General features: G+C 66.4%; 20 protein-coding genes. 10 read left to right on the top strand and 10 right to left on the bottom strand.

Features of this window, described 5'->3' with window-relative positions; translation table 11 throughout:
- Positions 1–127: 127 nt before the first annotated feature.
- From ppk2 to ACT3SZ_RS12695, 3 genes are all read right to left on the bottom strand, one after another.
- Entirely contained in the window at positions 128–1,048 is a 921-nt protein-coding gene (ppk2, locus tag ACT3SZ_RS12705; protein ID WP_444619155.1) for a polyphosphate kinase 2, read from the bottom strand.
- A gap of 192 nt (positions 1,049–1,240) precedes the next feature.
- Positions 1,241–2,890, bottom strand: coding sequence for a chaperonin GroEL (groL, locus tag ACT3SZ_RS12700; RefSeq protein WP_444619153.1), 1,650 nt, complete (start codon positions 2,888–2,890; stop codon positions 1,241–1,243).
- Between the two features lie 164 nt (positions 2,891–3,054).
- Positions 3,055–4,764 carry an ATP-binding protein gene (locus ACT3SZ_RS12695; protein ID WP_444619151.1) on the bottom strand — a complete coding sequence of 570 codons (1,710 nt, stop codon included), beginning with the start codon at positions 4,762–4,764 and terminating at the stop codon, positions 3,055–3,057.
- Between the two features lie 182 nt (positions 4,765–4,946).
- On the opposite strand from ACT3SZ_RS12695, the gene ACT3SZ_RS12690 reads away from it, so the two are divergent.
- Entirely contained in the window at positions 4,947–5,870 is a 924-nt protein-coding gene (locus ACT3SZ_RS12690) for a response regulator transcription factor (protein WP_444619149.1), read from the top strand.
- Positions 5,871–5,968: 98 nt separating this feature from the next.
- Here the strand turns inward: ACT3SZ_RS12690 and ACT3SZ_RS12685 are convergent, their stop codons facing one another.
- Positions 5,969–7,468: a glycosyltransferase family 2 protein gene (locus tag ACT3SZ_RS12685; RefSeq protein WP_444619147.1), complete on the bottom strand. Its 1,500-nt coding sequence runs from the start codon at positions 7,466–7,468 to the stop codon at positions 5,969–5,971.
- A gap of 177 nt (positions 7,469–7,645) precedes the next feature.
- Here ACT3SZ_RS12685 and ACT3SZ_RS12680 point away from each other — a divergent pair, with 177 nt between their 5' ends.
- Together ACT3SZ_RS12680 and ACT3SZ_RS12675 are read left to right on the top strand one after the other, a co-directional pair.
- On the top strand, positions 7,646–9,070 hold the full coding sequence (locus tag ACT3SZ_RS12680; protein ID WP_444619145.1) for a M20/M25/M40 family metallo-hydrolase: 1,425 nt from the start codon (positions 7,646–7,648) through the stop codon (positions 9,068–9,070).
- Positions 9,071–9,298: 228 nt separating this feature from the next.
- On the top strand, positions 9,299–9,898 hold the full coding sequence (locus ACT3SZ_RS12675) for a hypothetical protein (RefSeq protein WP_444619143.1): 600 nt from the start codon (positions 9,299–9,301) through the stop codon (positions 9,896–9,898).
- A 93-nt stretch (positions 9,899–9,991) separates the two neighbouring features.
- Here ACT3SZ_RS12675 and ACT3SZ_RS12670 read toward each other — a convergent pair whose 3' ends face one another.
- From ACT3SZ_RS12670 to ACT3SZ_RS12660, 3 genes are read right to left on the bottom strand one after another with little or no spacing between them, the layout of a single operon-like run.
- Positions 9,992–11,173, bottom strand: a complete 1,182-nt coding sequence (locus ACT3SZ_RS12670; RefSeq protein ID WP_444619141.1) for a glutamate--cysteine ligase — start codon at positions 11,171–11,173, stop codon at positions 9,992–9,994.
- 24 nt (positions 11,174–11,197) lie between these two features.
- Complete coding sequence (locus ACT3SZ_RS12665) at positions 11,198–12,034, bottom strand: LytR C-terminal domain-containing protein (RefSeq protein WP_444619139.1); 837 nt, start codon at positions 12,032–12,034, stop codon at positions 11,198–11,200.
- Positions 12,035–12,086: 52 nt separating this feature from the next.
- Positions 12,087–12,323: a DUF3263 domain-containing protein gene (locus tag ACT3SZ_RS12660; protein WP_444619138.1), complete on the bottom strand. Its 237-nt coding sequence runs from the start codon at positions 12,321–12,323 to the stop codon at positions 12,087–12,089.
- Positions 12,324–12,456: 133 nt separating this feature from the next.
- Here ACT3SZ_RS12660 and ACT3SZ_RS12655 point away from each other — a divergent pair, with 133 nt between their 5' ends.
- The 7 genes from ACT3SZ_RS12655 to ACT3SZ_RS12625 all read left to right on the top strand — a co-directional run bounded on the left by ACT3SZ_RS12655 (position 12,457) and on the right by ACT3SZ_RS12625 (position 19,565).
- Complete coding sequence (locus tag ACT3SZ_RS12655) at positions 12,457–13,767, top strand: MFS transporter (RefSeq protein ID WP_444619136.1); 1,311 nt, start codon at positions 12,457–12,459, stop codon at positions 13,765–13,767.
- A gap of 29 nt (positions 13,768–13,796) precedes the next feature.
- Entirely contained in the window at positions 13,797–14,432 is a 636-nt protein-coding gene (locus ACT3SZ_RS12650) for a peptide deformylase (RefSeq protein WP_444619134.1), read from the top strand.
- Positions 14,425–15,573, top strand: coding sequence for an N-acetylglutamate synthase, CG3035 family (locus ACT3SZ_RS12645; protein WP_444619132.1), 1,149 nt, complete (start codon positions 14,425–14,427; stop codon positions 15,571–15,573). Before ACT3SZ_RS12650 ends, ACT3SZ_RS12645 begins: the two co-directional genes overlap by 8 nt.
- Positions 15,574–15,625: 52 nt before the next feature.
- A complete protein-coding gene (locus ACT3SZ_RS12640; RefSeq protein ID WP_444619130.1) occupies positions 15,626–16,405 on the top strand; it encodes an exodeoxyribonuclease III in 780 nt (259 codons plus the stop codon).
- 8 nt (positions 16,406–16,413) lie between these two features.
- Positions 16,414–17,994: a cardiolipin synthase gene (cls, locus tag ACT3SZ_RS12635; RefSeq protein WP_444619358.1), complete on the top strand. Its 1,581-nt coding sequence runs from the start codon at positions 16,414–16,416 to the stop codon at positions 17,992–17,994.
- 129 nt (positions 17,995–18,123) lie between these two features.
- The gene (locus ACT3SZ_RS12630) at positions 18,124–18,717 is read left to right on the top strand and encodes a MarR family winged helix-turn-helix transcriptional regulator (RefSeq protein WP_444619128.1); all 594 of its coding nucleotides are present in this window, start codon (positions 18,124–18,126) and stop codon (positions 18,715–18,717) included.
- Positions 18,718–19,214: 497 nt separating this feature from the next.
- Entirely contained in the window at positions 19,215–19,565 is a 351-nt protein-coding gene (locus ACT3SZ_RS12625) for a hypothetical protein (RefSeq protein ID WP_444619126.1), read from the top strand.
- Between the two features lie 16 nt (positions 19,566–19,581).
- On the opposite strand, the gene ACT3SZ_RS12620 is transcribed toward ACT3SZ_RS12625, so the two are convergent.
- From ACT3SZ_RS12620 to ACT3SZ_RS12610, 3 genes are read right to left on the bottom strand one after another with little or no spacing between them, the layout of a single operon-like run.
- Entirely contained in the window at positions 19,582–20,823 is a 1,242-nt protein-coding gene (locus ACT3SZ_RS12620; protein ID WP_444619356.1) for a multidrug effflux MFS transporter, read from the bottom strand.
- Positions 20,816–21,628 carry an ABC transporter permease gene (locus tag ACT3SZ_RS12615; RefSeq protein WP_444619124.1) on the bottom strand — a complete coding sequence of 271 codons (813 nt, stop codon included), beginning with the start codon at positions 21,626–21,628 and terminating at the stop codon, positions 20,816–20,818. The genes ACT3SZ_RS12620 and ACT3SZ_RS12615 overlap by 8 nt, the downstream gene beginning before the upstream one ends.
- Positions 21,628–22,623, bottom strand: a complete 996-nt coding sequence (locus ACT3SZ_RS12610; protein ID WP_444619123.1) for an ABC transporter ATP-binding protein — start codon at positions 22,621–22,623, stop codon at positions 21,628–21,630. Before ACT3SZ_RS12610 ends, ACT3SZ_RS12615 begins: the two co-directional genes overlap by 1 nt.
- Positions 22,624–22,690: the final 67 nt, after the last annotated feature.

The following is a 22,690-nucleotide window of genomic DNA, read 5'->3' as shown; positions in this document are numbered from 1 at the left end:
ACGCGAAGATCCCGGCAGCCGAGGGGGCTACCGGGAGTTCGAAGAGCGCGAAGGACGGCAAGAACGCCAAGGGCGTGAAGGACGCAGCGCCCGCCTGACGCCACCGGCGGCGACCCGCCGCAGGGCGTCAGTCGCCGATCTGGTCGCGTCCACGCTTGACGATCCGCGGATCCGGCTCACCGACCACGTCGTAGTCCTTGCCGGTGTAGTTGAACTTGCTCAGCACGTAGCGCATGGCGTTGAGCCGGGCACGCTTCTTGTCATTGGACTTGATGGTGATCCAGGGCGACTCATTGGTGTCGGTGTAGCGGAACTGCTCCTCCTTCGCCCGGGTGTAGTCGTCCCACTTGTCCAGGGACGCCAGGTCCATCGGCGAGAGCTTCCACTGACGCACCGGATCGACCTGACGGATGGCGAAGCGGGTGCGCTGCTCCTTCTGCGTCACCGAGAACCACAGCTTCGTGATGCTGATCCCGGAACCCATGAGCATGTTCTCCAACATCGGCACCTCGCGCAGGAACTCCGAGTGCTGATCGTCGGTGCAGAAACCCATCACGCGCTCCACACCGGAGCGGTTGTACCAGGAACGGTCGAAGAAGACCGTCTCACCGGCGCAGGGGAAGTTCTGGATGTAGCGCTGGAAGTACCAGGACGTGGACTCCCGCGGGCTGGGCTTCTCCAGCGCCACGGTGCGCGCACCACGGGGATTGAGGTGCTCATTGAAACGCTTGATCGTGCCGCCCTTACCGGCGGCGTCGCGTCCTTCAAAGAGGATAATGTGCTTCTGACCGGTGTCCTTGGTCCAGTTCTGCCACTTCAACAGCTCGATCTGGAGGGCACGCTTGGTCGTCTCGTACTCCTCGCGGCCAATGCGCTCGCTGTAGGGGTAGTTCTCCCGCCACGTGTCCACGCGGTGTCCGTCCGGCGTGATCAGGACGGGATCATCCTCGTCCGAGTCGTCCACGATGTAGCCCTCGGTGGACGCCAGGTCGACGATGTGGAAGTCATGCTCGGCCGCTGCGCCCTGATCGCCACTGTCGTTGGTCATGTCCCCCATCTTAATGCGTCACCGACGTCCCCACACGACGCCGCCACCAGATCACCCCCGGTCAGAGGAGGTCGGGGGTGATGATGTGGCGGATTGCCCCGGACACACGGAAACCCCGCCCCAGGGCCACGAGAAAGTCGCGGTCCGGGAGCGGGGTGCACCGGTATTAGCTCACGGGGAGCGGTGGGTGGATCAGAATCCGCCCATGCCACCCATGCCGGCCATCTCGTCGGCACCGGCGCCGGCAGCCTCGGGCTCCGGCTTATCGGCGACAACAGCCTCGGTGGTGAGGAAGAGGCTGGCGATGGAGGCAGCGTTCTGCAGTGCGGAACGGGTGACCTTCACCGGATCGGAGATGCCTGCGGAGAGCAGGTCGACGTACTCGCCGGTCGCGGCGTTCAGGCCGTGGCCCGCCTCGAGACCGGAGACCTTGTCGACAACCACGCCGGGCTCGAGGCCGGCGTTGAAGGCGATCTGCTTCAGCGGTGCGGACAGCGCGGCCTGGACGATCTGCACGCCCGTGGCCTCGTCACCCTCGAGACCGAGGTTGCCGTCCAGCACGTGGGCGGCCTGCAGCAGCGAGGCGCCACCGCCGGCGACGATGCCCTCATCGGCGGCAGCCTTGGCGTTACGCACGGCGTCCTCGATGCGGTGCTTGCGCTCCTTGAGCTCCACCTCGGTGGCGGCACCGACCTGGAGAACTGCAACACCGCCGGCCAGCTTGGCCAGACGCTCCTGCAGCTTCTCCTTGTCGTAATCGGAGTCGGCGCTCTCGATCTCCTGACGGATCTGACGCACGCGGCCGGCGAGCTGCTCGGAGGAGCCTGCACCGTCGACGATGGTGGTGTCGTCCTTGGTGACGACGACCTTGCGGGCGGTACCCAGCAGGGGCAGGTCGGCGGTCTCCAGGGAGAGGCCGACCTCCTCGGCGATGACCTGGCCACCGGTGAGGATGGCGATGTCCTGCAGCTGCGCCTTACGACGGTCGCCGAAGCCCGGGGCCTTGACGGCGACGGACTTGAAGGTGCCGCGGATCTTGTTGAGCACCAGGGTGGACAGGGCCTCACCCTCGAGGTCCTCGGCGATGATCAGCAGCGGCTTGCCGGACTGCATGATCTTCTCCAGCAGCGGCAGCAGGTCCTTGACGTTGGAGATCTTCGAGGAGACCAGGAGGATGTAGGGGTCCTCCAGGACGGCCTCGCCGCGCTCGACGTCGGTGGCGAAGTAAGCCGAGAGGTAGCCCTTGTCGAAGCGCATGCCCTCGGTGGTTTCGAGGGTGACGCCGAAGGCGTTGGACTCCTCGACGGTGATGACGCCGTCCTTGTTGAGCTGGCCATCGCCGACGGCGTACATCGCCTCGGCGATGAGCTCGCCGATCTTCTCGTCCGCGGCGGAGATGCCAGCGGTCGCTGCGATCTGCTCGCGGGTCTCGATCTCCTTGGCGCCGGCAAGCAGTGCCTCGGTGACCTTCTCGACGCCGGCCTGGATGCCGCGCTTGATGCCCATGGGGTTGGAGCCGGCCGCGACGTTGCGCAGGCCCTCCTTGACCAGGGACTGCGCCAGGACGGTGGCGGTGGTGGTGCCGTCGCCTGCGACGTCGTCAGTCTTCTTGGCGACCTCCTTGACGAGCTCGGCACCGATCTTCTCGTAGGGGTCCTCGAGGTCGATCTCCCGGGCGATGGTGACGCCGTCGTTGGTGATCATCGGGGCACCCCACTTGCGCTCGAGCACAACGTTGCGGCCCTTCGGGCCGAGGGTGACCTTCACCGCGTCGGCGAGGGTGTTCAGACCCTTCTCCAGACCGCGGCGAGCTTCCTCGTCGAATGCAATCATCTTTGCCATGTGGCTCTTGATCCTCCGTTGTAGAGATAGGAGCGACACGTTCGGATCAGGTCCAGCGCCCGCGACGGCACGGGAGGACGCATGCCGCGACGTCCACCCTCACTACACCTGAGTGAGACTTGAAATCTGTTGTTCTTCGTTCTGGCACTCCACTAGAGCAAGTGCTAACACCCGTTTCTAGCAGTCTCCCCCGCCGAGTGCAAGGTAGCGGCCGGGATCCGCACCGTAAATGACGTGCCCTCACTGAGGATGCTCTCTACCGCAATGGTGCCCCCGTGTTCCTGCACGATGGCGTTGGCGATGGTGAGTCCGAGCCCCAGGCCCGGAATCGCGGACTCCTTGACCTCCGAGTTCCGGTAAAACTGGTCAAAAACCCGCAGCCTATCCTGCTCACTCATCCCGCGCCCGGTGTCACTGACTCGGACCTCCAGGTGCCCACCGTCCGTACGGCAGGTCGCCGTGACGGTGTCCCCGGACGACGAGTACTTGACGGCGTTCGCCACAAGATTGTCGAAGACCTGGTGCATACGGGCCGGGTCGAACTCCCCGAGGAGGCCCGGTGTCGTCTCGTCGATGAGGCTGACCCCGGCGGACTCGGCGAACGGTTTCGCGGACTCCAGGGCGGAACCCACGACCTCGGCAAGGTCCGCCGAGCGCGGCCGGACGGACGGACGCGCCGCCGACTCCAACAGGTCCGAGACCCGCAGCAGGAGCCGTTCGGCGTTGCGCTCCACCACCTCAAGGTTGGCCCCGAGCTGCCGGAGGTCGGGGCCTTCTCCCGACACTTCCCCCGACACCTCCTCCAACGCCAGGTCCACATAGCCGAGGATCGAGGTCAACGGCGTGCGCAGCTCATGGCTGACCCGACGCAGGAAGTCGTCCTTCGCCTTGAGCGCCTCCATGAGCTCGGTGACGTCATTGAAGACGATCACCGAGCCGGCGGACGCTCCGTCCTCGTCCTGGATCGCCTTCGCCGACACCGACAGTGCACGCGGGTAGTTTTCCCCGATCCAGATGAGCTGATTGACCACCTCCTCCCCTGCTATCGCCCGACGGACCGGACGTTCCTCGGCGGTGAGCACCGTGGTCTTGTCCGCGTCGAAGACAAGCAGCTGATCCTCGCGGGGAACCTGCACCTCGCTGGGCCTGGCCAACTGATGCAGTTGTCTCTGGTGGGAGTTCATCAGTACGTCGTTTCCGTCGCCGTCGACGACGACCACCCCGGTCGGAACCGCCTCAATGACGGTATCCAGCAACTGGGCGCGACGCTGATTCTCAGCCGCGACGACCCGCAGTTCCGCGTCCTTGTCCTTCAACTCCCGTTGCTGGGCGTGGATACTCTCGCTGAAGCTCGCGGTGAAGCCGCCGACCACGCTCAGGATCGTCGGGACGAGGACGAGTCCGAGGATCGACGCCGCTGTGAGTTCCACGTCCGCAAGGACGATCGGGTTCCAGACGACCACCACCGTCGCCACCAGATTCACAAGATGAATCCACCGATATCCGTAGAAAATCCACGAGATCCAGATAAGTGGGAAGACGGCGATGAGGCTCAACCCTGTCAGGCTGTCACTTCCCCCGGCGCGAAGGAGGGCGATAGCGAGGAACTGCAGCAGCGGGGTCAGCCAGTTCAGCAGTGTGTCCCGGTGCCGTAATGACGGCAGTGAGCTGGGCAGCCTGCTGAGCACGGCGACCACGATTCCGGCAAGGAATAACGGGGCCTTGTAGATCTCAGGCAGGACGACGGCGGTCAGGACGACGACAAAACCGACCGTGATCAGAAACGGTCGTTGATTGATGATCGCGCGCTCACCGGCATCCAATTCCCGCATATGGGGTTTAGAGGCACCGAGTGCGGGAATCAACCAGGGCATGATGCTCATCATAGGGCTTCTCTCACATCCTGGCCACGGTGAACAGCCCTGTGTACTGCACGGAAAATGCCGCCGCAGTCACCCACTCGTTCACCACGGCACCAGGTCGGTTCGTAGGATATACTTCGACGTGCGAAACCTGAATGACAAATCAACGAATCTGAACATGGGAAGTGGTCCGAATGGCTCATCGCCGTGACAGCCAGGAGGCAGCGGGGACGGCGGTGGTCATCGAGGACGACCCCGATATCCGGGATCTGATTTCCTCGGTTCTCCAACAATCCGGTTTCCAGGTCCACGTCGCCTCCGACGGGGCGACGGGTGTCGACGCCGTGGAGAGCCACCGGCCCAACATCACCACCGTCGACCTGGGCCTTCCCGGAATCGACGGCTTCGAAGTCGTCCGGCAGATCCGCCTGCTCAGCGACTGCTACGTCATTATTATCTCGGCACGCACCGACGAGGTCGACACCCTGATGGCGTTGAACACCGGGGCGGACGACTTCATCACGAAGCCCTTCCGTCCGCGTGAACTCCGGGCACGCGTAACGGCCATGCTCCGTCGCCCGCGCACCGCCACAGAGCACGGCGAACCCGAGGAATTCCCCGAGTCCGCCGAAGCCGCCGAATCCACTGAAAACGCTGCAGGCGCTGAAAACGCTGCAAACGCTGAACTCGCGGGATCCGCTGCATCCATCGAAATCACCGAGCCGCTTGGCACCGCACCGGCGCGTCCAACCCTGTCGGACGGCTCGAAGGTCCTTTCGCACAACGACCTCCGGCTCGACCCGGACACCCGGACGGTGAATGTCGGCACCGAGGAAATCGTCCTCACCCGGACCGAATTCGAGCTCCTGCACACGTTGTTGTCGAGTGGTCGCCGGGTCCGCACCAAAGCCGACCTCGTCCGGCATCTCCGGGCGGAGGACTCGATGGGTTCCGCCACCTACGTCAGCGAGGCCGACGAGCGTGCGGTGGAGGTACATATCGGAAACCTCCGCCGGAAACTCGGACGCGGCGAAGCGGCGGCGTCCGCCACGTCCACAGCCGCCGTCATCGAGACGGTCCGCGGCGTCGGCTACAAACTCGCCTCTGCGTCCAGCTGACCTGCACGCTCCGCGCCTAACACGCCGGACGCCCCCAGCGCCCCGGCCGCCTCGCGAGGTGGCCGGGGCGTCCTGCCCTGCTTTTATCGTATTCACGACTAGACGGTGAAACCGTGGTGGCGGCGAACTGCCTTGCGGAGCATGAAGAAGGTCATGACCATCGTCGTGATGTACAGCACCGGCCAGCCCAGCGACAGGATCGCCGACTGCACAACCGCCGCCTGCTGGAACCACGCGTACATCGCGCCACCGACGATCAGCACAGCCACGATGAGGGGGACCAGGAAGGCCGAACCGCGGCCACCCTCGGCCTTCGCCTGCGCCGCCCAGTTGTCGGTCTGGGCCTTGCTGAAGAACTTCGCCCACGCCCGAACGAAGTGCCCCATGCGGATCCACAGGTAGATCTCCGAGGGGAAGAACAGCAGGGCGAACAGGATGTCACGCATGGTGTGCCCCTTGATCGACATCGCGATCCTCAGGTTCAGCACCACCGAAACTGCCGGAGGGATCAGCCAGATCGGGCTGAACACGAAGGCGTCGATGCTCAGCGAGGCGGCGACCAGGAGCAGGAACCCCAGGCGGATGAGGATATTGCCCAGCATCGAGATGTTCTCAAACCACCGCAGCCGCAGATTCGGGTGGAACGGCTGGCCTGCGGTCGTCGACCGCTGCCCCGGCCACATCAGGTCGATGGCCCCGAAGTTCCACTTCACCTGCTGACCGTCGAGCGCTCGCACCGTGTGCATGCCGCCGACCGAGGCCCGCGCGGTGGCGCTGATCTTCGTCGCCGACCCGATGTTGCGCAGCTGCAGCGAGAGCAGGGAGTCCTCGACCTCACTGTCACGCACCCACGGAGTTGCCTGCCGGTTGGCCTCCATCACGTCCTTCAGCGCCTGCATGGAGAACAACGAGCACTGCCCGCCCAGAACGGCCATATTGCGCCCGCGCAGCAGGTTGTCCATGGTGAACGCCGCGAACTGTGCCCGCTGACCGGTGGTGAGGAAGGAAGAGATGATGCCCCGGCTCGACGCGTGGTCGACGGTGTAGATCGCCGAGATGCCGCCGATACGCGACTCCGAACGCGCCTCCTGCTCGAGACGCTCCACGGTGTCGAACTCCAGGATCGTATCGCCGTCGACGCCGAGCAGGTAGTCGAAACTGTCGCAGACCTTCGCGAAACCGTAGTTCAGCGCCCCGACCTTCTTATCCGCGTTCTCACCAATGTCGTGGACGAAAACATAGGTGGAATAGGTCTCCACCGTGTGCCCGGGCCCCTCGCCCACCTGCAGGTGCTCACCGGCGTAACTCCGGGCGATCGGGAAGGTGCGGTCGGTGGTGTTGTTGATGACCACGTGAACAACCTCCGGCGGGCGGGACTGGCCGAGCAGCGAGTCCAGGACTCCGGCGATGGAGTCCTCCTCGTTGTATGCCGGAATCACGCAGGCGATGGAGGTGTGCGGGCGCGTCTTCGACACCGACCCCTGGGACGTGACGGTCACGAACCCGTTGTCGGTGGTCTCCACGATCTTCTCGTGCGCGATCTTCTCCTGCACGGGCATCACGACGGGTGAGTCCATGTGGGGCTGGGTGGTGGTCATCGGTTTTTCCTCTCTCCGGGTGGCTGTGAACTCATTGTGAACGACCGACCTCAAGGAACGACCCCGTCTTCCCGCAAGTTTTCCGCAAGAAATCACCGTGGTCTCCCGCAAGCCACCCGGAAGCCACCCGGAAGGCACTCGGGCGGGTCCAAAACCCACCGGACTAGGCTGGTGGACATGCCTGAGAACACTTCGACCGCTTTCTCCGCCGAGATCGCCCGCGCCGCCGTCACCGCGCAGATGCCGTGGCTGCAGCAGGCGCTGACCGACCTCGTCGCCTTCCGCTCCGTGCACTCCACCCCCGGCCTGGAGGACGATAACGCCGGCGCCGCCCGCTGGGTCGCCGACGCCTTCCGCGCCGAGGGCGTGCCCGTCGAGCCGCACACCACCTCCGACGGCTCGGTGTCGGCCATCGGCGTGCGCGAGGCCGCCGAGGGCTGGCCCACGGTGCTGCTCTACTCGCACTACGATGTGCAGCCCGCCAGCGACGTCGAGAACTGGACGTCCTCCCCCTGGGAGCTCACCGAGCGCGACGGGCGTTGGTACGGACGCGGCGCGGCGGACTGCAAGGGCCACGTCGTGATGCACCTCGCGGTGCTGCGCGCGATCAACGCGCTGCTCGACTCCGGCGATCTGGACGATGCCACCGCCACCGCCCTGCGCAGCATCGGCGTGCGCGTCGTCGTCGAGGGTTCCGAGGAGCGCGGCGGCTACGGCCTGGAGGACCTCCTGGCATCCGAGCCGGAGCTCTTCGCCGCCGACACCTTCCTCATCGCCGACTCCGGCAACGACGCCCTCGGCGTCCCCGCGGTCTGCACCGCCCTGCGCGGTACCGCGCCGGTCACCGTCCGGCTGCGCACCCTGGAGCAGCCCATGCACTCCGGCCAGTTCGGCGGTGCCGCGCCGGACGCCCTGCTCGCCCTCGTCCGACTGCTCGCCACCCTGCACGACGACGACGGCCTCGTCGCCGTCGACGGGCTCACGTCCGACGCACGCTGGGAAGGACGCGGCCCCGACGAGGCCACCTTCCGCGCCGACGCCGGCGTCCTCGACGGTGTCGACGTCCTCGGTGCGGCGCAGGGCCTCAACCCCAATGACCTCACCATCTCCCGCCCCTCGATCACCGTCACCGGCCTGGACTCCCTCTCGGTCGCCGACTCCGTCAACGCCGTCGTCGCCGAGGCCGGTGCCGTGGTCAGCCTACGCATCCCGCCGGGAATGGACCCCAAGGTCGGGCAGGACGCACTGGTCAAGCACCTGGAGGAGCACGTCCCCCACCACGCGCGGATCAGCATCGAACGCCAGTCGCTGGCGTCCCCGTTCTCCGCGGACACCTCCGGGCCCGCCCTGAAACTGCTCGCGCAGGCCCTGGCGGACGCCTACGACGCCGAGGAGACCGCCGAGATCGGCTCCGGCGGCTCGATCCCGCTGAGCAACGCCCTGCTGGAGCGCTACCCCAACGCCGAGCTCGCCCTGTTCGGCATCGAGGAACCGTCCTGCCGCATCCACTCCGCCGACGAGTCCGTGGACCCCACCGAGATCGCCGCGATCGGCACCGCCGAGCTGCTGTTCCTCGCCCGTTCGGGGGCATTGTCCACCTAGGGTTCAGGCCCCGTCCACCGCGGGGTTGCCCTCAGACAGTGATGCAGATAACATCATCTCCATGATCAACACCCTCAAGCGAGTAGCCCACCCGGGTGGAGGCGCGGACTGACCCCTCCACCACGGGGAAGTCACGCTACTCGCAGGATGCTGCGTCGGTCCACATCCCACCGACGGTAACCAGCACAAAGGGAAGACCCACTGATGTTCGAGTCACAGGACAACCGGATGCCCACCACCACAATGATTCGCTTCGCACGGACGGACGACGCCCGCGACGAACGCCTCACCCCCGTCTACACCGCCCGTCCTGGTGTGCGACGCTCCACCGCCGTCACCTACCGGGAGGGCAACCCCACCCGCCTGGAGAAGCGCCGCAGCCGCGTCTTCGCCGAGGACCCCTTCCGGGCCCGCTTCGGCTACCGCCTGCCCGCCGGAATGCGCCAGGAAGCCCGCGGCATGGAATGGCGCAAGTTCGTCGCCACCTACGCCCCTGCCACCTACCGGGTCGAGTCGATGACCACCACGCGGCGTCCTGCGGGTCGGCGCTGCTTCGACATCACGCTGACCGGTCTGCGGGAGGACGCCGGCACACAGGTCTCCATCACCTCGATGGGCGCGGCGTCCGCCATGACCCAGATCCTCGCCGACCACGGTCGACGCGTGGAGATCCTGGAATTCCACCAGTACGACATCTTCGAGGCCACCGCGACCTTCGTCTTCGCGCAGCACGAGACGAAGAAGGTGTGGGCCGTGGGCTTCGGCGCCGACCGTGACCTCTCCATCGCCAGCGCGTTGACCTCCGCCGCCGGGCGACTGCACGGGTAGAGGCTCTCCCCTCTCCCCGCGCCCCTCCCCACAACGCAGCGCGATCACCCTTCCAGGCAGCATTTCAGCCCGAAACCCTACCTGGAGGGGCGACTATTTCACCGAGCGCTTCAGCGTGTCCACCGTGAGGTCCACCGCGGCGATCCATGCCTCGGGCTGGGTGAACCCTTCCTCCGCGCCCACGTCACCACGGGTGCGCACACCAGGCTCCAGCGCGGCACCGGCCTCGCGGGCCGCGGCGCGCTGCAGGGCGTAGTCGCCACCACGTTCCATGATCCCCCGGACGTCCTGCAGGGTGTCCGCACAACCGAACTCCTCGGCGATGGGGGCGAGCACGTCGAGCCAGTCGGCGATGTCCTCGGTGATCCAGCGTTCCGTGGTGTCACGGTCGGTGATGATCAGGGCCTCAAGGCCATAACGGGCCGCGCGCCACTTGTTCTCGGCGACGTGCCAGTGCTGCAGACTCGGCAGGTCGCGTCCTGCCTCCCACTCGCGTTCGTAGTACACGACCAGGCAGTGGATGAAGGCGCTGATGGCGCCGACCTCGCGGATGTCCATGGTGGCGTCGGCGAAGCGGACCTCCACCGTCCCGTACTTGGAGGGGCGCACGTCGAAGTGCATGGAGCCGGTGTGGTTGATCACCCCGGAGCGGTCCTGGTCCTCGTTGAAGGCCTCCCACTCGTCCCAGTCGGCGAACTGGTAGGGCATGCCGGCGGTGGGGAGCTGCTGGTAGAGCAGGGTGCGATTGGAGGCGTAGCCGGTGTCGAGCCCCTCCCACGCCGGGGAGGACGCCGAGAGCGCGAGCACGTGCGGGTACTGCGTCATCACGGCGTTGATGATGGGCCACACCCGGTCGCGACCGCCCACGCCGACGTGCACGTGGATGCCCCAGATCAGCATCTGGCGTCCCCAGTACTGGGTGCGCTGGATGATCTCCTGGTAGCTGTCCTTCTCGCTGAGGATCTGGTCGCCCCAGTGCGCGAAAGGGTGTGTGCCGGCGGAGAACACGCCCACGCCGAGGTCATCGGCGACGGTGAGGATCTGCGTGAGCTGTTCGCGCAGGTCCTCGACGGCGTCGGGGATGGTCTTGTGCACGCCGGTGACCATCTCAACGGTGTTGGCGAGGAACTCGCGGGTGACCCGGTGGCCCGGGAAGCGTTCGTCGAGCGCGTCGACGAGTTCGGGGGCGCGGGGCACAAGGTCCCTGGTCCTGGGGTCGACGAGGGCGACCTCCCACTCGATGCCGACCGTCGGGGCGGAGGACGGAAATTCCATGGGAAGGATATTACTGCATCACGGTCACAGCGGGCCGGTCAGCACGACGACCACACCGTCGGCCTTCGGCCCGTTGCGCACGTCGGCCTCGCCGAAGCGGTTGTAGTAGTCGGGGTTGCCGGCGGCGGCGGAGATCCCGAGATCGCCGGCGACCTGCTCGGCGGCGGCCTGCGCCTGGGCGTTGCCTTCGGGGTAGTAGACGCGGGACTCTTCGCTGATGCCGTCGATGCGTCCGCGCAGGTTGCCGTAGCCGATATTGGTCCACTGCTCGCCGCGCAGGCGGTCGGCGGTGGACTGGGCGACGGGCTCACCACTGTTGTTCAGCACGGTGACGGCGGTCCCGGCGCGGTCGACCTCGCCGGCGGCCGGCTCGTCGGCACCATCATCGCCGTCGGTGTTTCCGTCGCCTTCGTCGCCGGACGCTGCGGCGTCCGCACCGTCCGTGCCATCTGCGCCGTCCGTGCCGGACGCTGCGGCATCGTCGGACGCACCGGCGTCCGCATCGTCCTGCGGGGAGGACGCTGCGTCGGAATCTGCGTCGGACGCGCCGTCCTGCCCGGCGGACTCGCTCTGGGTCGCGCCGGCGGTGTCGGTCTCGTCATCGTCCCCGCCGACGACGGCGTAGATGCCCCAGGCGATCAGGATCACGGCGACGGCGGTGAGCACCATGGCCAGGCCACGCAGCGGTGGGCCGCCGGTGCCACCAGCGGCACCGGCACCCGCCGCGCCAGCACCAGCACCAGCACCTGCGCCTGCTGCGCCGGCCTCAGGGGCGATGGCGTAGTCCTCGTCGTAGGCCGTGTCCGGGTTCGGGTCGTAGACGGAATCGTCTCCGTGTCGGGGTCCGCTCTGATCAGTCACGCCCCAATACTAACGACAGTCACACCCGTCACGTCCACACGACACCCCGCAGTCAGTCCCCCCTGCGCCGCAGCAGCGTCCTGACCACCACCGGAGCCACGTCCAGCGCCTCCGGCCGCGAGATCAACGCATTGAGTTGCTGGTAGTAGCGCACCGGGGTCACGCCGAAACGACGTCGGATCTCCTCGCCCTTCGCCCCCTCGTCGCGCCACCACAGCGACTCGAAGTCGAGCATCTCGCGGTCACGCTGCGAGATCCCCACCCCCGTATCTGCACTCTGTTCCTCCACGGTGAATCAGTTTAGACGAGCCAGGATGGTAGTTTCACCTCAACATAGCGCCACTGTTGCGTACAGTACTGCTGCCAGGACGAACGACCCGCCAGTGAATCGTCCCCCACGGAAGAGACCCGGAGAGACACACATGAGCACCGCCACGACAGAAGCCCCACAGAAGCAAACACCGGAGCAGAGACGTGTCCTTGCAGGCACGCTCGTCGGCACCACCATCGAGTGGTACGACTTCTTCATCTACGCGCAGGCCGCGGCCTTCGTCTTCGCTCCCCTGTTCTTCGCACCGCTGGGCGACTCCCCGCTGGCGCAGGTGATCTCCTGGGCGACCATCGGCATTAGCTTCCTGTTCCGCCCGCTCGGCGCTGTTGTCGCCGGTCACCTCGGCGACCGGTATGGACGCAAGATGGTCCTGGTCGTCACCCTGTTCGGCATGGGTGTGGCCACCGCGCTGATCGGTCTGCTGCCCACCTACGAAACCATCGGCGTGGCGGCACCGCTGCTGCTGATCCTGCTGCGCATCCTGCAGGGTCTTTCCGCCGGTGGCGAGTGGGGCGGCGCGGCCCTGATGGCCGTGGAGCACGCCCCGCGCGAGAAGCGCGGCATGTTCGGCTCCTACCCGCAGATCGGCGTCCCGCTGGGTCTGATCCTGGCGTCGTCCTTCATGTTCCTGCTGACCAGTAACATGTCCGATGAGGCGTTCCAGAGTTGGGGCTGGCGCATCCCCTTCATCTCCTCGGTGGTGCTCATCGCCGTGGGCTACCTGATCCGCCGTGCCGTCGACGAGTCCCCGGTGTTCCTGGAGATGCAGGCGCGCCGCAAGGAGGCCTCCGCACCGCTGGGCAGCCTGTTCAAGAACCACTGGCGCCGCGTGGTGCTCGCCGCCCTGATCTTCGCTGGTAACAACGCCGCCGGCTACATGATCATCGCCTTCTTCTCCTCCTACAGCTCCAACTCGCTGGGCATGCCGAAGTCCCACACGCTGATCGCCACGCTCATCGGCGGTGTGTCCTGGCTGGTGCTCACCATCTGGTCCGGGCGGGTCTCCGACAAGATCGGACGCCGCGAGACATTCATCATCGGCTACGCGCTGATCGCGGTGTGGGCGGTGCCGATGTGGTTCTTCGTCGACAAGGGCGAGCTGCTCTGGCTGGTGCTGGTGATCGTGGTGCTCACCTTCGGGCTGGCACCGTCCTATGCCCCGCAGTCGGCGCTGTACGCCGAGATGTTCCCTGCCGAAGTGCGCTACTCGGGCACGTCGATCAGCTACGCCCTGGGCTCGATCCTCGGTGGCGCCTTCGCTCCGATGATCGCCCAGCTGCTGCTGGACTCCACGGGACAGTCCTGGACGATCGGGCTCTACCTCGCCGCCATCGCGATCGTGTCGGGCATCGCCGTGTGGCTGGTGCCGAAGTCCGTGGAAAAGTGTGACCTGAGCGTGTGACACCGCGCAGGGCGGTTATTCTGGAGCACATGTCAGTTCTCCCCGTCGTCATCTGCGGCGACCCCGTCCTCCACAGCCCCACCGAACCCGTCGCCGAGGCGGAGATCGGCGGTGACCGCTTCCAGCAGCTGGTTGCCGATATGTACGAAACCCTGGAACGCGCCCACGGGGTGGGCCTGGCCGCGAACCAGGTCGGCGTGGCCCAGCGGTTCTTCATCTACGACTGCCCCGATATCGACGGGCCGGACGGCTCGCGCAAACCCGCCGAGGAGATCGACGCCCAGGGCGGCCCCATGCGCCGCGGCTGCGTGATCAACCCGGTGCTGGAGACCTCCACGATCCCGGAGACCATGCCGGACGAGGAGGACGACGTGGAGGGGTGTCTCTCCGTCCCCGGCCACGACTTCCCCACCGGGCGTGCCGACTGGGCACGCGTCACCGGGCTCGACGAACACGGCGAGCCCGTCAGCGTGGAAGGCTACGGCTTCTTCGCCCGCTGCCTGCAGCACGAGGTCGGCCACCTCGACGGCTTCCTCTACATCGACACCCTCATCGGCCGGAACAAGCGTGCGGCGAAGAAGACTGTGAAGCGCGAGGGCTGGACCGTGCCCGGCAACTCCTGGACCCCCGGGGTGGACCCGGATCCCTTCGGCCACGATGACTGAGCAACCTGACACTTCCTGGTCCGGCGCCCACGCCGGGGCGGTCGCCCCGTCCGTCACGGGCCTGCCGTTCCCGGTCTCGCGCCACACCGACCCCGCCGGGGTGCGCGTGGGCGTGCGCGCCACCGTGCGGCGCCTGATGCGTTCGAACGCGAACAGCACAAATAGCGCAGGACGCCCCGAGATGAATCCGGCGACGGGCCGTCCGCTCGTCACCGATGTCATCGGCGTCGTCGACTCCGTCGACCCGCTGCGCCTGCGCACGGCGGCCGGGGAGGTGCACGAGATCGCGGCGTCCGACGTGGTGGTTCTCAAGACGCTGGCGGACCGTCCGGTGCGCACCTCCGATATCCGCGCCGTCGAGGCGGCGACGGCCGCGGCGTTCCCGGGCATCACCAACGCCAGCGTCGGCGGCTGGCTGATGCGCGCCGGCGACGGCATCACCGAACGCTCCAACTCGGCGGTGCCGCTGGGCCCGGAGACCGGCACCACCCCGGTGCCGTTGGAGCAGATCCGCGAGTTCTACCGCGACCACGACCTGCCGACGCGCATCCTGCTGCCCGACCGCGTGGCGCGTCCAGCCGAGCAGTTGGCAGGACTGCCCGGGGCCACGTCCGGCCCGGAGATCATCGTGATGACCCGGACTCTGGAAGGTGAGCTGCCTGTGCTGCCTGACGTTGCCGGTGTGCAGGTGGAGTTCTCCGTGGCCGACGAGCCCGACGACGAATGGCTGAGCCTCTACCACTTCCGCGGTGAACCCCTGCCCGAGCACGCGCTGCGGCTGCTGGCCTCGCGCATCGACGGCACACTCGGCTTCGCCCGCCTCACCGTCGACGGGCAACTCGTGGCCGTCACCCGCGGCACCGTCACCGCCGGCGGACGCGAACAGCACCTCGGCTACTCCGCCGTGGAGGTCGACCCGCGGTGGCGCCGGCGCGGCCTGGGGCGCCTCATGGGCACCGCCATGCTGCACTGGGGACGCGAGCACGGTGCCACGCGCAGCTACCTGCAGGTCATCGCGTCCAACGATGCCGGGCTCGGGCTCTACCGCTCCCTCGGCTTCGCCGAACACCACCGGCACCGCTGCCTCACGCTGGACGACCCGCACGCGCAGGCCGCCATAAGGGACACTGCCCGAACCTAAGGAGAGCATCGCACTGGGCCGGATCCGCACCGGAAAAGATATGGTGTAGGGCATGAGGATCGCCAGCTGGAACATCAACTCCGTGCGCACCCGGGAACAGCGCGTCCGGGACTTCCTGGAACGCTCGGACGTGGACGTCCTGTGCCTCCAGGAGACCAAGTGCACCGACGCGCAGTTCCCCGACTTCTCCGACCTCGGCTACGAACACGCCCACGCCGGGGAGAACGCCTGGAACGGCGTGGCGATCCTGTCACGGGTCGGTCTGCAGGACGTGCGCACCGACTTCGGACAGCCCGGCTTCAGCAAGGATCCCGCCGAGGAGCCCGTCACCGAGCCACGCGCCATCGGCGCGGTATGCGGCGGCGTGGAAGTGTGGAGCCTCTACGTCCCCAACGGGCGGGAGATCTCCGACCGCCACTTCACCTACAAGCTGGACTTCCTCGACGCCCTGGCGTCCTACCTGGAGACGGGGAAGGACGGTTCACCTGCTGTGCCGGTGGTCGTGGTCGGCGACTTCAATATCATCCCCACCGACGAGGACCTGTGGGACCGCTCCTGGTTCGAGGGCAAGACGCACGTGACCCCGCGTGAGCGCGCCGCGCTCGAGGCGATCCGGGAGCGCGGCGGCATGACCGAGGCCACCGCACCCCTCAAGGGCACCTACTCCTACTGGGACTACCAGGCGATGCGCTTCCAGAAGAACCAGGGCATCCGCATCGACCTGCAGTACAGCCGTGGCGTGGAACCGTCCTCCCCCTCGGTGGACCGGAACGAACGCAGCGGCAAGGGCGCGTCCGACCACGCGCCCGTGATCGTGGAGTACGCGCTGTGATTACCGTGATGGCCGACGCCGCCGACGCCGCCGTCAACGCCAACGAGTTCTGGGATTTCTTCACCCCCGACAACATCGGCTTCCCCCTGTTCGGCAACGTCGTCGGCGGCGGGCTGGAGTGGTGGCAATGGGCGCTGGTGCTGCTGGACTACACCCTGAAGTTCATCGCCCTGGGCTACGTTCCCTCGCAGCGCAAACCCACCAGTGCGATGGCCTGGCTGCTGGCGATCTTCCTGATCCCCTTCGCCGGCATCATCCTGTTCCTGTTCATCGGCTCCCCGTACATCAACCGGCGGCGCCACAAGATCCAGAACCAGGCCAATGAGCTGATCCGCACCGTGAGCAACGACGAGCCGGACGTGCCCACCGGCTTCCAGGTCACCGACGAGATCCGCAGCATGATGCATCTCAACCGTCACCTGACATCCATGCCCGCGGCGACCGGCCGGATGGTGGCGCTGCACTCCGACTACGAGAAGTCGATCCAGGCCATGGCCGACGCGGTCGACAATGCCAAGAACTACGTGCACGTCCAGATCTACATCACCTGCTGGGACGACACCACCGGCGTATTCTTCGACGCGCTCGAGCGCGCCGTGCAACGCGGCGTGAAGGTGCGTCTCATGTTCGACCACGTGGGCAGCTGGAAGTACCCGGGCTACCGCAAGCTCGGCAAGCGCTTGAGCGACATCGGGGTCGAGTGGATGCTGATGCTGCCGCTGAAACCCCTGAAGTGGCGCTTCCGCCGCCCCGACCTGCGTAACCACCGAAAGATCGTGGTCGTCGACGGGCACACCGCCTTCATGGGCAGCCAGAACATGATCGACTCCAGCTACATGATGTCGAAGAACCAGAAGCAGGGCCGCCACTGGATCGACGTGATGACTGAGGTCACCGGCCCGATCGTGATGAGCCTGGACACTGTCTTCGCCGTCGACTGGTTCACCGAGTCCAAGGAGGAGCTCGACCTGCTCTCCCCCTCGCAGGCAACCCGCTGGCTCAACGCCAACAACGCCCCCGAGGTCCCGGATTCCGGCGACGAGATCCTGCAGGTCATCCCGTCCGGCCCCGGGTTCACCACCGAACCGAACCTGCGGCTGTTCACCTCCGTGGCGCACCACGCCAAGGAACACCTGGTCCTGGTCAGCCCTTACTTCGTGCCGGACGAGTCGCTGCTGGACGCAGTGACGACCGCCGCCTACCGCGGCGTGGAGGTCGAACTCTTCGTCTCTGAGAAGGCAGACCAACCCATGGTCGACTACGCACAGTCGTCCTACTACGCGGAGATGCTCCAGGCAGGGGTCAGGATCTACCGCTACCCCTACCCCGCGGTGCTGCACTCGAAGTACGTCATCGCCGACGAGGAGCTGGCGATCATCGGTTCATCGAACATGGACATGCGTTCCTTCGGGCTGAACTACGAAGTGACGATGCTCGCCGGGCACGGTGACCTGCTCGCCGCGATGATGGACGTGACCGCGGACTACCGCTCAGACTGCACGGAGCTCACCGGCGAGGAGTGGGGAAACCGGCCGCTGATGAGGCGCTACGTGGAGAATGTCGCCCGCCTTACGTCCGCTCTGCAGTAAATGGCTTACAATGTCATAAACAATAGGTCTTGGAAACTACCACGGCGTCGGACGGGGTCCGATAGCGTAGTAGCGGACAGGATCGAGATTCACGACAGAAGCTAGCCCGTAGCGGACAAGGAGCCCATCATGGCCAAAGACATCCGGGACACCGCGGACTCCACCGAGACCGCCGATGACTTCGCCGACTTCGTCAACGACCTTGGCTCGGACCCGGTCCAGGACCAGATCCGTGGTCACCGTGCCCCGGAGATCCTGCCGGAGATAGACGTCGCCGAGATCGCCACGGCGGTCTACGACTTCCTCTCGGCGCTGCGTCGCCTGATGGACCGACCGAACCACAAGCTTGCGATCTCGCAGTCCGAGATCGAGGTCCTGCACTTCATCGCCCAGCACCCAGGCTGCGGAGTCTCAGACATTGCCCGGCTGCGCTTCCTGCGAGCGTCGAACGTCTCGGCCACGGTGCGGAGGCTGATTAACTCCGGCCTGGTGCTGCGCCAGGCCAACGACCAGGACCGTCGGGCCCAGGACCTGTACCTGTCCGACGAGGGCATCGAGATGCTGAACTCGATCACCGACGAATGGGCGATGCTCATCGCCCGCGCGGCCCGGCGCATGGATGGACGAGACCTGGCGAAGCTGCGCCGCGGCGTACCCGCGCTGCGTAACCTGTCGATTGCCGCGGAGAGCCTCATCGAGGACATCCAGCGCAGCCGGAACTGACGCTGGCCCGGCCCGTACTTTTGGCCCGCACGTCTGGCCCCTGCACCTGGGACGGTGCGGGGGCTGACGTGTAGGTAGGGGGTGGGGGCTAGCCGGGAGGGTCCTCGGTGTCGTCCGGGTCATAAGCCTGGGCCAACGGGCCGGTGGTGTGGGCGGCACAGTTTCTGTCCATTGCTCGGGTGCGGGGCCCCGTCACAGTTCGGGTCGGTACGGGTGTCGTCAACGAACCGTCAAGCGACTCATCAGTTCGCCTCTTCCGTGAGATTCTTCGCGGCCCGCCGCAGGATGTCGTGTACCGCGCCCAGTCGAGCGTTGTCGCGTTCGAGTTGGCGGCCCGCGGGTTGGAGGAGAACCGGACTACCCAAGTTTTGAGGGTATTGCGGTTGATGCCGAGTTCGGCGGCGACGGACTTCAGCGAGTCGCCGGTGACGTATGTGAATCCGGTCAGAGTATGATCGGGCTGACCAACGCAGTCCATCACCTGGGAGGATGGGACAATGGAGACACCATCCACAGTTCGATCTGACCGGCCTCGCGTACGTCAGTTCAAGCCCTACTGCCTCCCGGACTCCCTTTCCGACCTGGCTGGGCCGTCTGAGGGGCTCATCCATCTGCCGATAGACCTGTACTGGGCCAGGCCGGGTGGTGTGACTGTAGACCTCGGAACACTGGCGGGGCGGCGTAAAGCCTACGGGGCTGCTATGGAGGAAGGCACGGTCGCTGACATCTGCCGGATCGTCAACCGCGACCACCTGATCAACGACTGGCCAGATCTGTTCTGGTCGCTGGCGCTTCGCCAAGTCTGGGAAGACAGGTTCCCCGAGCTGCGGGGACAGCACACGCAGTGAGTTCTGACCTTGAAGGCTAGCTGCAGTTCCCCGTCTGTTGCTGCGCCCCACGCCGACCGTAGAGACCGCCGACTGCGGCGACGCAGGCGCACACCACCATGACCGTGGCCATGGTCAGCAGACCGTCCTCCCCCAGTCCCACCAGCGGCGCAACGATGCCGGCGGCGAGGAACTGCCCTGCACCCAGCAGCGCCGAACCTGCCCCCGCACGCCCCGGTGCCAGATCCATCGCCAGGGCAGTCGTATTGCCCAGGTTCAGGCCCGTACCGATCGTCGCCACGAAGGTGAAGATGATCACCGGCACCAGCGAGTGCACTGTCAGGGCGATGACGAGCAGCCCGAGGCCACCGGTAATCAGCAGAATTTGCCCGATCGCCTGCATTCGGGCGGGACCGGCCAGGGCCACGACCCGGGCGTTGACCATATTCGCCAGCACCAGTGCTACCGCATTTCCGGCAAAGACCAGGCTGAACTGGGACGCGCTAAGGCCGAACTGTTCCTGCATCACGAAGGATGAACCGGACACGAAGGCGAAGAACCCACCGAAGCCGATGGCGAAGGCCACGAGGTGCCCCACATACGGCCCCACACGGAAGAGTCCGGCCATGCGCCGGTACACCACGAGCATGGCGCCCTCGGTGCGTTTCTCCGCCGGATGGGTCTCCGGAAGGAGGAAAGCCACCAGCACCTGGGCTACGGCGATGCCCGCCAGCGTCCAGAACACCGCCCGCCACCCGGCCAGGCCGGCGACTGCGCCACCCACCACAGGGGCAATGATCGGCGCGACGGAGGTGAAGATCATCATCGTCGACAGGGCCGCCGCCGCGGAAGCGCCGGACAACCGGTCGGCGATCATCGAGCGTCCCAGCGTCACCGCCGCGCCACCGGCGGCACCCTGGAAGAAGCGCACCACGATGAACAGCCAGATGGACGGAGCCAGCGCACACACGATAGATGCCGCCAGGCCCACCACGGTGGCCGTGACCAGCAGGCGGTGGCGTCCTGCGCGGTCGGAAAGCGGCCCCACCACGAGTTGGCCGACGGCCATCCCGACCATGAAGGCGGTGATCGTCAGCTGGGTGAGGGACGCCGTAGTCCCGAGGTCGTCGGTGATCTCGGGCAGCGACGGCAGATACATGTCCGTGCCGAAGGGACCGCCGGTGGACAGCAGCGCGATGCCGGCGAGCATCGCCAGGGAGATCGTCGCAACGGATCCACCTGCAACCCGGGACTCTGCCCGGGAGGAGTCGTCACGCATCACGTCGACGCAGCGTGACCGCACCGATGACGAAGACGACGAGGCAGACCACCACGAAGTAGAGCACCGAACCGTTCTGACCCCACGGCGCGTCCGCGAGGTCGTTGAGGTTCACCGCCGAACCGATGTTGTTGAACGGGAGGTACTGGGGAACCCAGTCCTGCACCTTCGGCACCATCGAGACAATGTCCTCGAGGACGAGGACCCACAGCAGCAGGACGGCCATGGCACCGGCGGTGCGGCGCACCAGGTACGCCACGCCGATCGCCAGGGCAACCGCGCCGAGCGAGTAGATCACCATACGCAAGATGACCGTCCAGGCGTCGTCGGCAGACAGCGAGATATTGGACAGGATCGCGTCGTCGTCGATCTGGGTGCCGGCCGCCCACCGGGTCACGAGCACGCTGATCACGGCGGACACGAGTGTGACCACCGCGGCGATCACGCCGTAGACGAAGAACTTGGCCACCGGGATCTGCCAGCGCTTCGGCACCGCCAGCACATTCGACTTGGCGGTGTTGTTGCCGTATTCGCCGGTGACCAGCAGCGCACCCTGGATCAGGATGATCATCACCCCGAAGAGCTGCAGGCCCAACAGCGCGCTGGAGAAGGTCAGCCCGTCCACGCTGAGGGCGGCGAGATCCGCGTTGCCGTCGTCGACGGCCATGTTGTAGTTCATCGCATTCGCCCACCCCATGAACCCGCCGAAGGCCACGGAGAAGACGACGATGAGCGCGGAGGTCCAGTAGACCGCCTTGGTGGTGCGAATCTTGATCCACTCGGCGTTGATCGTGTGTGCGAGCATTACTTCTCCCCCTCGGAGGTCGGGGTGGTCGGCAGGGCGCTGAGGTCGGGGACGTCCCCGATGCCGTCGGGCCCGGCGCCCAGATTCGCGTGGTAGTCCACCGCGTGCCCGGTCATCCGCATGAATGCGTCCTCCAGGGAGGCGCGACGCTCGCTGAGCTCGCGCAGCAGCAAACCGTAGGTGTAGGCGATGGCACCGACCTCGTCGGGTTCGGTGTCCTTCAGGATGAGGATGTCGCGGCCGTCGTCGTCGGTGCTCTGCTCGAAGGCCACGGACTCCTCCGTGAGCGCATTCTTCATCTCCGGGAGGTGATCGGTGCGCACCACCGTGGTCGCCGTGGAGGCGTTCTTGATGAAGTCGTGGGTGGAGGTGTCCGCCACCAGCCGGCCACGACCGATGACCACCAGGTGGTCGGCAGTCAGCGCCATTTCGCTGAGCAGGTGCGAACTGATCATCACCGTGCGCCCCTCGGACGCCAGGTGGCGCACGAAGTCACGGACCCACCGGATGCCCTCCGGGTCCAGGCCGTTGACCGGCTCGTCCAGGATCAGAACCTCCGGGTCACCCAGCAGGGCGACGGCGAGGCCGAGGCGCTGGCCCATACCCAGGGAGAAGTTCCCGGCCTTCTTGCCGGCAACGTCGCTCAACCCGACGAGGTCGAGGACCTCGTCCACGCGCTTGCGCGAGAATCCATTCGCCGCCGCCAGCCACCGCAGGTGGTTCGCGGCGGTGCGGTTGGGGTGCACCCACTTGGCGTCCAGCAGCGTGCCGACCTTGTGCAGCGGCTTGGAGTACTGGTCGTAACGCATTCCGTCGATCGTGGCAGTGCCGGCAGAGGCGCGGTCAAGGCCGACGATCATACGCATGGTGGTGGACTTGCCTGCACCATTCGGCCCCAGGAATCCGGTGACGATCCCCGGCTGCACCGAAAAGTTCAGGTCGTCCACGACGGTCGCGGAACCGTACCGCTTGGTCAAGGATTCGACGTCAATCATGTCCCCTATCGTGCCATACCCGCCAAGCCCCGGGCACTGACACTTCTTCGCCCCTCGAATGTAGGAT

The sequence above is a fragment of the Corynebacterium sp. AOP40-9SA-29 genome (assembly GCF_052377405.1).
GTDB lineage: Bacteria > Actinomycetota > Actinomycetes > Mycobacteriales > Mycobacteriaceae > Corynebacterium.
This window is presented reverse-complemented; position numbering and strand designations above follow the sequence as displayed.

Excerpts from the sequence above, each read along its gene's own strand:
- ppk2 (WP_444619155.1), bottom strand. The coding sequence starts at position 1,048 with ATGACCAACGACAGTGGCGATCAGGGCGCAGCGGCCGAGCATGACTTC.
- groL (WP_444619153.1), bottom strand. The coding sequence starts at position 2,890 with ATGGCAAAGATGATTGCATTCGACGAGGAAGCTCGCCGCGGTCTGGAG.
- ACT3SZ_RS12695 (WP_444619151.1), bottom strand. The coding sequence starts at position 4,764 with ATGCCCTGGTTGATTCCCGCACTCGGTGCCTCTAAACCCCATATGCGG.
- ACT3SZ_RS12690 (WP_444619149.1), top strand. The coding sequence starts at position 4,947 with ATGGCTCATCGCCGTGACAGCCAGGAGGCAGCGGGGACGGCGGTGGTC.
- ACT3SZ_RS12685 (WP_444619147.1), bottom strand. The coding sequence starts at position 7,468 with ATGACCACCACCCAGCCCCACATGGACTCACCCGTCGTGATGCCCGTG.
- ACT3SZ_RS12680 (WP_444619145.1), top strand. The coding sequence starts at position 7,646 with ATGCCTGAGAACACTTCGACCGCTTTCTCCGCCGAGATCGCCCGCGCC.
- ACT3SZ_RS12675 (WP_444619143.1), top strand. The coding sequence starts at position 9,299 with ATGCCCACCACCACAATGATTCGCTTCGCACGGACGGACGACGCCCGC.
- ACT3SZ_RS12670 (WP_444619141.1), bottom strand. The coding sequence starts at position 11,173 with ATGGAATTTCCGTCCTCCGCCCCGACGGTCGGCATCGAGTGGGAGGTC.
- ACT3SZ_RS12655 (WP_444619136.1), top strand. The coding sequence starts at position 12,457 with ATGAGCACCGCCACGACAGAAGCCCCACAGAAGCAAACACCGGAGCAG.
- ACT3SZ_RS12650 (WP_444619134.1), top strand. The coding sequence starts at position 13,797 with ATGTCAGTTCTCCCCGTCGTCATCTGCGGCGACCCCGTCCTCCACAGC.
- ACT3SZ_RS12645 (WP_444619132.1), top strand. The coding sequence starts at position 14,425 with ATGACTGAGCAACCTGACACTTCCTGGTCCGGCGCCCACGCCGGGGCG.
- ACT3SZ_RS12640 (WP_444619130.1), top strand. The coding sequence starts at position 15,626 with ATGAGGATCGCCAGCTGGAACATCAACTCCGTGCGCACCCGGGAACAG.
- cls (WP_444619358.1), top strand. The coding sequence starts at position 16,414 with ATGGCCGACGCCGCCGACGCCGCCGTCAACGCCAACGAGTTCTGGGAT.
- ACT3SZ_RS12630 (WP_444619128.1), top strand. The coding sequence starts at position 18,124 with ATGGCCAAAGACATCCGGGACACCGCGGACTCCACCGAGACCGCCGAT.
- ACT3SZ_RS12625 (WP_444619126.1), top strand. The coding sequence starts at position 19,215 with ATGGAGACACCATCCACAGTTCGATCTGACCGGCCTCGCGTACGTCAG.
- ACT3SZ_RS12620 (WP_444619356.1), bottom strand. The coding sequence starts at position 20,823 with ATGCGTGACGACTCCTCCCGGGCAGAGTCCCGGGTTGCAGGTGGATCC.
- ACT3SZ_RS12615 (WP_444619124.1), bottom strand. The coding sequence starts at position 21,628 with ATGCTCGCACACACGATCAACGCCGAGTGGATCAAGATTCGCACCACC.
- ACT3SZ_RS12610 (WP_444619123.1), bottom strand. The coding sequence starts at position 22,623 with ATGATTGACGTCGAATCCTTGACCAAGCGGTACGGTTCCGCGACCGTC.